This is a genomic window from Pseudomonas sp. WS 5059 (assembly GCF_012985525.1).
Taxonomy (GTDB): domain Bacteria; phylum Pseudomonadota; class Gammaproteobacteria; order Pseudomonadales; family Pseudomonadaceae; genus Aquipseudomonas.
Genome location: NZ_JAAQWO010000001.1, coordinates 577,919 through 589,855, shown reverse-complemented (window position 1 = coordinate 589,855; position 11,937 = coordinate 577,919). Strand labels below are relative to the sequence as shown.

General features: G+C 60.3%; 9 protein-coding genes. 5 read left to right on the top strand and 4 right to left on the bottom strand.

The window, feature by feature from the left end; translation table 11 throughout:
- Positions 1-133: 133 nt before the first annotated feature.
- Positions 134-1,759: a methyl-accepting chemotaxis protein gene (locus HBO12_RS02590; protein WP_170041340.1), complete on the bottom strand. Its 1,626-nt coding sequence runs from the start codon at positions 1,757-1,759 to the stop codon at positions 134-136.
- A 234-nt stretch (positions 1,760-1,993) separates the two neighbouring features.
- On the opposite strand from HBO12_RS02590, the gene HBO12_RS02585 reads away from it, so the two are divergent.
- The 3 genes from HBO12_RS02585 to HBO12_RS02575 are packed head-to-tail and all read left to right on the top strand — an operon-like array spanning position 1,994 to position 4,451.
- On the top strand, positions 1,994-3,421 hold the full coding sequence (locus HBO12_RS02585) for a nucleobase:cation symporter-2 family protein (RefSeq protein ID WP_170041339.1): 1,428 nt from the start codon (positions 1,994-1,996) through the stop codon (positions 3,419-3,421).
- Between the two features lie 8 nt (positions 3,422-3,429).
- Positions 3,430-3,897, top strand: coding sequence for an LEA/WHy family protein (locus HBO12_RS02580; RefSeq protein WP_170041338.1), 468 nt, complete (start codon positions 3,430-3,432; stop codon positions 3,895-3,897).
- A 5-nt stretch (positions 3,898-3,902) separates the two neighbouring features.
- On the top strand, positions 3,903-4,451 hold the full coding sequence (locus tag HBO12_RS02575; RefSeq protein WP_170041337.1) for a GNAT family N-acetyltransferase: 549 nt from the start codon (positions 3,903-3,905) through the stop codon (positions 4,449-4,451).
- A gap of 17 nt (positions 4,452-4,468) precedes the next feature.
- Here the strand turns inward: HBO12_RS02575 and HBO12_RS02570 are convergent, their stop codons facing one another.
- Positions 4,469-4,720 (bottom strand): hypothetical protein, encoded by a 252-nt coding sequence (locus HBO12_RS02570; RefSeq protein WP_038441493.1) that lies wholly within the window; start codon positions 4,718-4,720, stop codon positions 4,469-4,471.
- Positions 4,721-4,885: 165 nt separating this feature from the next.
- Between HBO12_RS02570 and HBO12_RS02565 the strand changes: the two genes are divergently transcribed.
- On the top strand, positions 4,886-5,206 hold the full coding sequence (locus tag HBO12_RS02565; RefSeq protein WP_169951888.1) for an ElaB/YgaM/YqjD family protein: 321 nt from the start codon (positions 4,886-4,888) through the stop codon (positions 5,204-5,206).
- Positions 5,207-5,245: 39 nt separating this feature from the next.
- Here the strand turns inward: HBO12_RS02565 and HBO12_RS02560 are convergent, their stop codons facing one another.
- Positions 5,246-6,277, bottom strand: a complete 1,032-nt coding sequence (locus tag HBO12_RS02560; RefSeq protein WP_169951891.1) for an Ldh family oxidoreductase — start codon at positions 6,275-6,277, stop codon at positions 5,246-5,248.
- 129 nt (positions 6,278-6,406) lie between these two features.
- On the opposite strand from HBO12_RS02560, the gene HBO12_RS02555 reads away from it, so the two are divergent.
- Positions 6,407-11,548 carry a DUF6543 domain-containing protein gene (locus HBO12_RS02555; protein WP_170041336.1) on the top strand — a complete coding sequence of 1,714 codons (5,142 nt, stop codon included), beginning with the start codon at positions 6,407-6,409 and terminating at the stop codon, positions 11,546-11,548.
- Between the two features lie 11 nt (positions 11,549-11,559).
- On the opposite strand, the gene HBO12_RS02550 is transcribed toward HBO12_RS02555, so the two are convergent.
- On the bottom strand, positions 11,560-11,829 hold the full coding sequence (locus tag HBO12_RS02550) for a PepSY domain-containing protein (protein ID WP_170041335.1): 270 nt from the start codon (positions 11,827-11,829) through the stop codon (positions 11,560-11,562).
- Positions 11,830-11,937: the final 108 nt, after the last annotated feature.

Genomic DNA, 11,937 nt, shown 5'->3' with positions numbered 1-11,937 from the left:
CACCGCCATCGCGGGCAAGCCCGCTCCCACAGGGGATCTTCATTGGGGCAGAAGTTTGGGTCACACCACAAATCAGAGGTAGGAGCTGGCTTGCCTGCGATAGCGGTATGCCAGGCACCCAAGCCTTCCCTGCTTAGATAACAAACCGCGCCACCATCGCATTCAAATCCACTGCCAGGCGCGACAGTTCGTGACTGGCGGCGCTGGTCTGGTGGGCGCCGGCCGCCGATTGGGTGGCCAGGTCGCGGATGTTCACCAGGTTGCGGTCCACTTCGCGCGATACCTGGGCCTGTTCTTCGGACGCGCTGGCGATCACCAGGTTGCGCTCGTTGATCAGGCTGATGGACTGGGTGATCTGCTCCAGTGCCACACCCGCCGCGCGGGCCATTTCCAGGGTGCTTTGGGTGCGCTGGTTGCTCTGTTGCATGGACTGCACCGCCTCACCCGTGCCGTTCTGGATGCCGGCGACCATTTTTTCGATCTCCTGGGTCGACTGCTGGGTGCGGTGGGCCAGGGCGCGCACTTCATCGGCCACCACGGCAAACCCGCGCCCGGCTTCACCGGCGCGTGCGGCTTCGATGGCGGCGTTGAGGGCCAGCAGGTTGGTTTGTTCGGCAATCGCCCGAATAACATCCAGCACCTTGCCGATATCGCGGCCCTGGGTCGCCAGGCCTTCGATCAACACCGAGGTGTTCTGCACGTCCTGGGTCATGGTCTGGATCGCGCCCACGGTTTCCACCACGCGGTCGCGCCCTTCCCGTGCGGCCTGGTTGGACTGGGTCGAGGCCTCGGAGGTGGACACCGCATTACGCGCCACTTCTTCCACGGCAGCGGTCATTTCATTGACGGCGGTGGCGGCCTGGTCGATTTCATTGTTCTGCTGCTGCAAGCCCTTGGAGGCTTCCTCAGTCACCGCGCTCAGCTCTTCGGCGGCGGACGCCAATTGCGTCGCCGAGCCGGCGATATGCTGGATGGTCTGGCGCAGGTTGCCCTGCATGGTCGCCAGGGCACTGATCAGCCGCGCAGGCTCATCCTGGCCATCATCCTCAATAACCTTGCTCAGGTCGCCGCTGGAGATGGTCTCGGCGGCTGCCACCGCCTTGCGCAAGGGCGTGACAATGCTGCGGGTCAGCAGCCAGGCGAGCAATACGGTCATCAGTGCCGCGACCACCGACACCACGATAATCCCGCTGATCGCATCGCTGTAGCTGCGCCCGGCGTCGTCCCCGGCCTGCTTGGCATCGGCGGCGTTGATCGCAATCAACTTGTTGAGCTGTTCACCCATCTGATCGGTGCCGTCCTTGATCCGACTGTTGATCAGGGCCCGCATCTCCTCGACCTTGTTCTGCTGGGACAACGTCAGCATTTCAGCCTGGGCTTTAAGGTAGTTGTCCAACGTCACCGCAAAAGTCTTGTAAAGCGCCGCTTCTTCGGCGCCGGCCGGCATCGCGGCGTAACCCGCCTGGGCTTGGCGGGCCTTGTCGACCAGGACATCAATGCGCGCCTGGGCATCTTGCAGGGCGCCAGGCTCGCGGTTGACCAGCACCCGGAACGACAGAATGCGCAGGCGTAATACGCTCTCGGTCATATTGGCCAGGTAGCCGACACTCGGCAGCTGGTTGGCGCCCATGTCCAGCGCGGCCTGGCGAATCAGGGTCATGCGGTTGACGGCAAACACCCCCAGAACAATCACAAGCAACGCAATAAACGCAAAACCGAGAAACGCCCGAGGTGCGATATTCAAATTACGGAGGGACATAGGAAAGCTCTCAAAGAGGGATGGCTGCGAGCGTCCTTGCCGCGACACGGTCACTTAGCGTCAACGCACCGAGATGACTGTTCGGCGCCACTGTTATAAGGGTTGTGTGGGCCTATAAGAGGTATCGGCCGGCTTGAGGCTTTTTGCACGAATCGGAGAAATATATTTTCACACTTTTGACAGTGGGCGCTTTCTGGCATCCTGCGCCTCCATTTTCTGACCCGAGCACGTATCTTGTCTGACGCTCAAGCCCCCCGCCCCCGTTATAAATCGGACCTGATCTATGGTCTGGAAGACCGCCCGCACTTCACGGCGGCGATTTTTGCCGCCCTGCAGCATGTGCTCGCCAGCTTCGTCGGGATCATTACCCCGACCCTGATCGTCGGCGGCGTACTGGGCCTGGAAAGCGAAGTGCCCTACCTGGTCAGCATGGCGCTGTTCGTCTCCGGCCTGGGCACCTTTGTCCAGGCGCGACGCTTCGGCCCGGTGGGTTCGGGCTTGCTGTGCCTGCAAGGCACCAGCTTTTCCTTTATCAGCGTGATCCTCAGTGCCGGCTTCATGGTCAAGGCCCGGGGCGGCGGCACCGAGGAGATTCTCTCGACGATCTTCGGCATCTGCTTCTTCGCCGCATTTATCGAAGTGGTGCTCAGCCAGTTCATCGGCAAACTGCGCAAGCTGATCACCCCGGTGGTGACCGGCACCATCATCACCTTGATGGGCCTGTCGCTGATCAAGGTCGCCGTGACCGACATGGCAGGCGGCTACGGTGCCGCGGACCTGGGCGCAGCGGGCAATATGGGGCTCGCAGCCCTGGTGCTGCTGACCATCGTGGTGCTCAACCGCTTCAATAACCCGTTCCTGCGCCTGGGCTCGATTGTCATCGGCCTGACATTGGGGTTTGTGGTGGCCTGGTGGCTGGGGCGCGTCGACTTGGCGGCATTGCCCCAAGTGCCGCTGATCAGCGTGCCGGTGCCGTTCAAGTACGGGTTCTCGTTCGACTGGATAGCGTTTATTCCGGTGGCGGTGATCTTCCTGATTTCGCCCCTGGAAGCGGCCGGTGACCTGACCGCCAACTCGATGATTTCCCAGCAACCGGTCAAGGGCCCGCTGTACATCAAACGCATCAAGTCCGGCCTGCTTGCGGACGGCCTGAACTCGGTGATGGCCGCTACCTTCAACAGCCTGCCGATGGTGACCTTCGCGCAGAACAACGGGGTGATCCAGTTGACCGGCGTGGCTAGCCGCTATGTGGCGTATTTCATTGCCGGCCTGCTGGTGTTGCTGGGCCTGTTCCCGATGATTGGCGCGGTGCTGCAACTGATGCCCAAGCCGGTGCTGGGCGGCGCGACCCTGATCATGTTCGGTACGGTGGCGGTGGCCGGGATCAAGATCCTCGCCGAGGCCGGGCTGCATCGGCGCAATGTGCTGATCGTGGCGATTTCCCTGGGTATGGGCCTGGGCGTGGCGGCGGTGCCGGAAGTGCTGCGCGAACTGCCCAAGGCCTTGCATAACATCTTCGAGTCGCCGATTACCGTGGGTGCGTTCTGTGCGATCCTGCTGAACATTTTCCTGCCTGAAGAGTTCATAGAGCTGGAAGAAGATGAATTTGACCCGGAAGCCTCTACCCTCAAAGTGATGCAGGACCCGGAACCGACCAAATAGGAACCCTTATGCGCAGATTGATCGGCCTGACCCTGTCTTTGATATTGCTCAGCCTGAGCGCCTGCGCCTTGTTCCCCAACCGTGACCCGCTGCATATCAATGTGGTGGGCATCGAGCCGCTGCAAAGCCAGGACCTGGAAGTGCGCTTTGCAATCAAGCTGCGGGTGCAGAACCCCAACGACACGGCCATCGACTACAACGGCGTGGCCCTGGACCTGGAGGTCAATGGCCGGCCGCTGGCGGCTGGGGTCGCTGATCAACAGGGATCCATCCCGCGCTTCTCCGAGACGGTTCTGACCGTCCCGGTCAGCGTTTCAGCGTTTTCGGTATTGCGCCAGACCCTGGGCCTGAGCCAGACCCAGAGTTTGAACAACCTGCCCTATGTACTGCGCGGCAAGCTGGCAGGCGGGTTGTTTGGCACGATGCGCTTTGTCGATCGCGGTACCCTGGACCTGCCCAACACCGTGACTTGGTAAATAGCATGAACACCTTGCCTACCCTGTACACCGAACGCCTGATCCTGCAGCCGCTGACCCTGGACGATGCCGAGGGCATACAGCAGCAGTTTCCCCACTGGGAAGTGGTGCGCTACCTCAATGCCCTGGTGCCCTGGCCCTACCCGGCCGACGGTGCGCGCAGCTACCTGGAACAGGTGGCTTTGCCTGCCATGGCCCAGGGGCGCGAGTGGCATTGGTCGATCCGCCTGCGCGAGGCGCCCGCACAGTTGATCGGCAACGTGAGCCTGATGGATGAGCAAGACAACAACCGTGGCTTCTGGCTCGGGCCGCAATGGCAGGGCCAGGGGTTGATGAGCGAAGCCAGCGCGGCAGTGACTGCGTATTGGTTCAAGGTGCTTGGGCGACCCGTGCTGCGGGTGCCCAAGGCGGCGCCGAACCTGGGCTCACGCAGGCTTAGCGAAAAAACCGGGATGCGCTTGATCCGCACGCAAGAAGGACAGTTCGTGGAGGGGGCGTTCCCCAAGGACATCTGGGAAATCACCCGCGAAGAGTGGCTCAAACAACAGCTGTAGGCACCGGCCAGCCAGGCCTACTTGGCGGCCATCAGGCGGTTGACTTCGCTGCGTACCATGTTGGCAAATTCCGGTGGCGACATACCGTCCAGTTCCGAGCGCACCCATTCGGCCCATTTGCCCTTGCGCTTGGCGCGCTCGCCAAACAGCCGCGCGCCCTCGCCCTTGGCCTTGCCCAGGTTGCTTTGCCACAAGTCATACAGACGGGACTTTTCGTCTTCAAGCGCCGCACGCTCGGCTAAGGGCTTGTTGGCCAGATTGAAGCTCATGTGGAATTACCTGCTGCACAAATAGGTGACATCTTACACTGTAGGTGGAAAGGTCCGAATTCGGATTTTGCATAGACTCAGTAACCCACGAAAAAAAACTGCAACTTTTGCCGTGCTGCAAGACTCCATTGTTCACTGCCCACTTACCCCGCAAGGAGCTACTCAATGGCCCGTAAAACCGCCGCCCAAGCTGTCGAAGAGCAAATCAAGGACCAGGCGTTCAGCGAACTCCAGGCCCTGATCGAAGAATCCGACAAACTGCTCAAGAGCAGCGCGTCGCTGGTGGGAGAAGAAGGTGAAACCCTGCGCGAACAGGTCGCGATAAAGCTCAAGCAAGCCCTGGACTCGGTATCCAGCGTGCGCGAGCGCAGCAAGCCGGTGGTGGATGCCACCGAAACCTATATCGGTGGCCACCCTTGGCAGACCGTGGCGATTTCCGCAGGCTTCGGCCTGGTAGTGGGCCTGCTGCTGGGCCGTCGCAACTGATCGACAACACGGCTGGCGCGGCTCAGCCCGCGCCCGCCATCAGCCTTGCGCCAACGCGCGCAACCGCGCCAGCTCATCCCCATCCAACATAATCCCTTCCAGCGCGGCCTTGTCCCGTGCGCGATGACGCCGATCGCCCGGCAGACGCCGCAACCCCGCCGCATGCATCTGCCGCACTAGTTCCTGGCTGCGTTGGGCGAAGTCTTGCCCGGCGGTTTTGCTCGGGTCGATCACGATCAGCAACTGGCCGGTCCAGGGCGTCTTGGCGCCGGGGTGGTTGGACCAGTCGAATTCAAACGAGAAATTCCCCCCGGTCAAGGCCCCCGCCAGCAGCTCGACCATCATCGACAACGCCGAGCCCTTGTGCCCGCCAAACGGCAACAACGCACCGCCTTCGAGGATCGCCCTGGGGTCCTGGGTCGGCTGGCCCAGGCTGTCGACACCGGTGCCCGGCGGCACCCGTTCGCCCTTGCCCGCGGCGATCTGCACATCGCCATGGGCGATGGCGCTGGTGGCCAGGTCAAACACAATCGGCGGCCCATCTGCGCGTGGGGCGGCAAACGCGATGGGATTGGTGCCGAACAAGGGCCGATCCGCACCGTGGGGCACCACGCAGGTCATGCTATTGACCACACTCAGGGCGACCAGGCCTTCTTCGGCAAACGGTTCGACATCCGGCCATAGGGCGGCAAAGTGATGAGAATTACGAATCGCGAGTACGGCGATCCCGGCGCTGCGGGCTTTTGCCACCAATAATGGGCGGGCGGCAGCCAAGGCCGGTTGGGCAAACCCATTGGCGGCGTCTACCCGCACGAAGCCCGAGGCAACATCCTCGACCAGCGGCACCGCCTGGCCATTGACCCAGCCGCTGTCCAGGGTCGAGACATAGCCCGGTATGCGAAACACCCCATGGCTATGAGCCCCATCCTGCTCGGCGCGGGCGCAGTTGTCGGCCAGTACGCTGGCAACCTCATGCGAGGCCCCATGACGGGTAAAAATAGCCTTGAGCAGAGTCACAAGTTCAGTGAAGCCAATTGAAGTATTCACTGCGGTAATGGGAGTGGCTGACATCTGAAGCTCCAGAATTGTTATTGGAAGGGGCAACAGCCTGCTGGATTCAGCTGCTTGATTAACAACGCGTGACAAGTGAGCTGTCAACCACCGTTGCGGTTTCAAGCCTATTTATTTAGGGCCCTGCGGATGCCCGCCACGCCTAGGCTCGATGCCTTCTATAACCTGCACCGAGCCTTTGCGATGGACGACCTGCAACTCCCCTACTTTTTCCCCGAGGCCATGCGCCTGGCCAAGCGCCTGAATGAGCGCGAACGCCAGCGCGATATCGGCGATCAAGATCGCCAGTTCCTGCGCAATCTGTTCTTTGCCAGCGCCACCGGGCGTAAAGCCCAATCCCCGCCGATGATCGCCGAGCGCTTGCTGCTCAACTGCCCAGGCAAGGAACCGATTGAACTGGCCGGGGCATTCGCGATGGGTTCCGAGGGCGACTACAGCGCGGTTTTTTTCTATGGCCCGCAGACCGGACTGGAGAAATTCAGTGATTACGGGCAATTGTCGCAAGCACTGAAAACCAGGCTGGGCGATGAGCACAAACGTGGCGAGCTATTGCATTTCCTGTCCATTGGCCAACGCGCAGATTTCAGCTTTGCGGCCGGTTCTACGCTCACTCGGCAACTGATCGAGGGCAACGTATTCGACGAACAAAAAGCCTGCATCGAGCGTTACCAACAACTGAATGTGCAGGCAATGCTCGATCAATTGGGCCAGTTGCCGTTATTGGAGACGTTGCTGGACCAACTGCTGAACAGCACGTTGCGCAAAGCCTTTCCCAACGCTGATCAACACAAGACCCATGTCTTTTTGTATGCCCTGGCGGCCTCCCCTACGGAGCAGGACCGCTGGGTCGACGCGCTGCGCCTGCGCGATGCCCTGCTGTTGTTTTATCGCCAGCAGTCCTGGCCCGTAGGCCTGCGCCGGGAGTTCGCGAACCCTGAGGTGGCAGCGACCCAGGGCACCAACACACTGTGGGAAGAGGGGCTGAAACAAGCCTCGCGCCAGCTACATCTGTTCCTCCTCAACTCAATAGAGACCTACTGGAACGCTGACATCCATCCCGGGCAGTCGAGGCGCGAGTACTTCGCCCAGGCGATGAGCGACAAATCCAGGGTCGATCTGCTGTTCAAGCGCCAGGAGGATGTGATTTCGGCGCAACAGTGGCAAGAATTGCAAGCGCTTTACCTGGAGGGCAACCGCCGGGGAACAATCCCTATCGAGAAAGTCCGGCTATGGGAGTACCCACCCCATTTTGTCGAGTTGGCCAGTACGCTGGTGATTACCGATAGCCTTAACTGTCTCTACACCCAATCCAAGGGCTTGCAAGTACTTGCAAGCTATGACGACTTGCAGGCAACGCTCAAGGCAATGGCCCAGGCGAGGGGGCATGAAGATGATTTTTTCGGCTTCCTGGGATTGGAGGAGCGGGCGCGGTTCATAGGTTTTAAACATCCACAGATCAGTTCGGCCTCTATCAATGGGCCGGTATTCAACACCTTGTTTGAAGGCATCATCAACAAGCAGCGGCAGAACCTCGAGTATTGCCTGGATATCTACCGGCGTAACCTGGGAACGGTCAATGCCTACGCCCTGCTTGATCACGGCCTGGATATCCGTGCCATGCTTGACCATCGTCTACTGGGACTGGATGCCAAGGGTCGCTGGAGCACTCACCCATCACCACCTTCGGTACCCGCTGAAAGGGCGCGACTGACAATCCGCAAACTGCACAGCCTGGTCAACGCACAGGGCGATCTGATAGCGCGGATTCCCAATCTTGAGACGCTGATTACCGACCAACTGCGCCGCACCTTCAACCTCTCTGCCGGGATCGCCCTGGATCCGGCAAACCTCTACATCAGCCGCTATGCCACCCATGCCGACGCTCAGGAACGCCGTACGCCCCAAGCCAGCCAGAGCATCCTCGCCCATTGCATCGCCCGGCTGAAGGGAGAGGCACAGGCCATCCCTGACTCTGCGCAGTACGGCGTGTACGGGCCACGGAACCACGGCGTGGCAGCAAAACGGCCGGAACTGAGCATTGCTCGACTCAATAGCATGCTCACCCAGTGGTTGCTCGTGCTAAACCTCCAGGCCGTCGCCCAGACTCCCCGCGCGGGCCTGCAGGCATTGATCCCCACGCTGGCACACAGCATGGCAGTGGGGATTCTTGAAGAGGCTAGTCTCAGACTGCTCGATAAAACCCTGGACGAACGTGATGTCGGCATCCTGCGGGCCGTCCTCAATCCGGACACCACCAGTACACGCCAGCCTCTGACCTTGAACGGCTTCACACCCGAGGCCTTCACCCTGTCGCTGCTGGCGAAAGGCCAAACCACCTTGCGTCAATTGGCCAACTGTTTTGTGCTGACCGAGCGCGGCGGGCTTGATCAGCATCACTCCGGACATGCGTTGTTGTGGACACCCGCCAGCGGCGTGGAAGCCTTTACTACGATCCGCTACCTGCGCGACGCATTGGCGCACCGGCTGAACGACTCGGCCCTACGCCTGAGCCTGCTGGAAAACCTGGACGCGCTTAAGCGGCTCCCCCATCAACGCTATGAGCTGGGACCGCTTCAATCAATCAGAGAACCGGTGCTACATAGGTGCCAGCGATCGTGGATCGATCAGCACATCGCCCAGCGCCAACACACTCTGGCGTTCAAGACCAATGCCCAGTCATTGGTCCAGGCGCTCGGCGAAGTGCAGCGCCAACAGCCGGCCAATAATCTGCAGCGCGCTATCGATATCGCCCGCTGGGCTGAACTCAGGCATTCGCTGCCCGACAGGCTTGGGGCCGCGCCGGCCAGGGAACAAAGACGCCACGCGGAGATTCTCGAGCAATATCGCGTCAGTACGTTGCATGGCCGGGACTATCTTTATGAGCTCCGGTCATTGCGCCAGCATGTGTCGGATCGCCTTAACGAAATGCTCGTCGATTACTCGCTGTTTGCCGATGGGGTGCAGATCGTTCCCAAGCTGGCCCTGGCAGGGCTACGCCAGAGCCTGCTGGATTTCGCCATGAACCCCGCCAGCCTGCAAAGTGCCAGGTTCGATGTGGTCTGCACGTCTGCCGACCTTACGGAAACCGTGGTGCGCCAGATGCTGACCCAGTTGAAAATCCACGATGACTACCACACCTACCTGGCGCAACACCTGGCTGGCGGTGCGCCCGGAATCGAGCAGCGGCGCAGGGACTTCAGCCAGCAACTGCCGTGGCAGCTGCTGCAGCATGCCCATGCCCTGAAATTACAGGAGCGCCTGTCAGAACGAGGCTTGGACCTGATCCAACAGGTTGTCGACATGCCAGACGCGATTGCCCGCGCGTCGGTCGCAGGCGCGAGCGCCATCATCAGGCCGCTTGAGCTGCTAGCCACGGCCGGTGCCACGCGCGCGCCCGTGCTCGGCCTCTACCTTATTAGCGCAGGACGCGAGGGGATCCAGGTGTTGTATGCACCCTATCACCCGACACTGAGCTTTACCGAGTTTGAAAGCGAAGCGCAGTTTCTTGAAGCCCTGAACCTGCCGGGTGCCTTGCAAGACTGCGTCCTCAATCGCTTGGCCGCGCCTCAGGACGCGACCTATCGCAATCTGCTGGCCAGCACGCTGGGGAGAGATTCGGAAATCACCCTGGACTTCAATCCAATCCAGGGCAACCTGTTCAGCCAGCTGTTCGACGACAATCGGCAACTGCTCCTCAAGTGGCTCGGCGTCCAATGGGTCGAGGGGGCGCAGGCCGAATGGGAAACCGTCAAGCAGGTGCTCAGCGGTTCTGCCGAGAGTGTGCTGAGTTTGCTGCCTGGCAAGCTGGCGCTGCCGTGGAATATCTGGCGCAGCATTTCGTTGTTCATGGACTCCGCCGAAGCATTGCAAGACCATCATTGGCGCCGGGCCTTACAGACGTTTATCGAAGGCATTGCGCAAATGGCGTCACTGGCTCAGCAATTGCACGACGCGCAGTCATTGCTCTTCGATCCCGAGCAGCAAACGCCCCAGGCTGCGCCGCAGACCTTTGTGAAGTGGCCGGGACTGGACATCACCGCCCCACAACGCACCCAGCTTGCACCCAGCGAAGTGAGTGATGTGGCCCTGGTGAACATGAACAAGAATGAGCTCAACGGTACTTACCAGCATCAAGGGGCCGCCTATATTCCGTTGGCTGGCAAGGTGTACAAGGCGCTGTCTCTGGGGAACGACTGGCGCATTCGCACACCCGATCAAAACGGCCCCTTCATCCATCGCAACAGCGCCGGGCAATGGGCGATCGACACCCGCGGCAATATCGCACGCTATGGCCAGGCTTTTGGTCGCCTGCTGGATCGCAGGGAAATCCGGGCATCAGCGCGCAGGACAATGAATATCGAGGCTGTCGGGATGAGGGCCATTCGCCAACTGTGCCCTGATCGGGCCAGGATGATTGTCGAGGCGATCGACCTGGCAACTTTTTATGTGCAGAACTGCAAGTTGAACCTGGCCTTGCTGGAGCCTGGGGTAGCGCCGGTCACGCGTATCCATCGCTTCGTCAATGAGTTCTTTGGCATTGATATCGACACCGATCAGGGCCCGCAAGTGGTTGATCCACTCCTGGTGCAAAAGCTGCATCGTATCGTCGATCTGATCCTGGCAGCGCTATTGGACCCCAAGCTCAGCGCGCTTGATTCCAAGCGTTTCGTGGCCGGTTCTCATCGAACGGACCCACACGGCAATTGGGGGTTCACCATCGATAAAGATCCTGATCGGCGGATTTACTTGTCCGAGCATTTTTTTGCACCGCCTTTGAGCATTTATGACAACTGCCTGCCCGACCATTTCGACTGGGCGGCCCATGCGCGGGCGACGCTGCTGATTCATGAGTTGAGCCATGTGGTTGCTGAGACAGCCGATGCAGCGTACCTGGACTCCGTGGCGCCGTTTTCCGACCTGATCGAGACGTTGACAGAGGCCGGGCGCACTCTGTCTGGCGCCCTGAAAAAACAGCAATCCCAAAGCTACTCGCGCAGGACACCCGTGGGCCAGCTATTCAAGTTTGCGGACGTGAGCGGCACGCTATGGAGCGACTTCGGACAAGCCTCAGACACCGAGTACATCAGGGATCAGATACTTCGCACCACCGGGGGCGCGAATTTGGGCAACGCAAGGGGGATTTTCATGAGCAACCTGGCAAGGCGAGTCGACACCATGCTGGATAATGCCGACTCGGTGGCGTTCATGATCAGTAACCTGGGACGTCAGTTAGACCCAGTGCCCTCCAGTCGAAGGGCATCGCTGGACTGATCCCGCGGGGATCAGTCCTTTTGATCGCGCAGTACATTGCCCGAGGCGCCGTCGATGCGTGCTTCATAAACGATACCGTCAGCCTTGCGACCTTTTACTTCCCAGTAACCGTCGTTATCAGCTTCGGCCTGGTAGACCTCGATGTAACCGGCCTTGGCCTTGGCGGTTTCAATGGCTTTCTCGATGGTGATCCAACCTGCCCCGGGTTTGTCGGCCAGGGCGGCGCCAGCGCCGAGCAAGGTGGCAGTGGCGAGCATGGCGGTGAGGGTTTTCTTCAGCATTTTCTTACTCCGTTAGAGAGAATGACTTACAGATCCAGATTTTTAGGGTGTTTGGACCCCGAATTAGTTCCACATTGATGCTCATTCGCCATGATGGCTGTTCTCGGC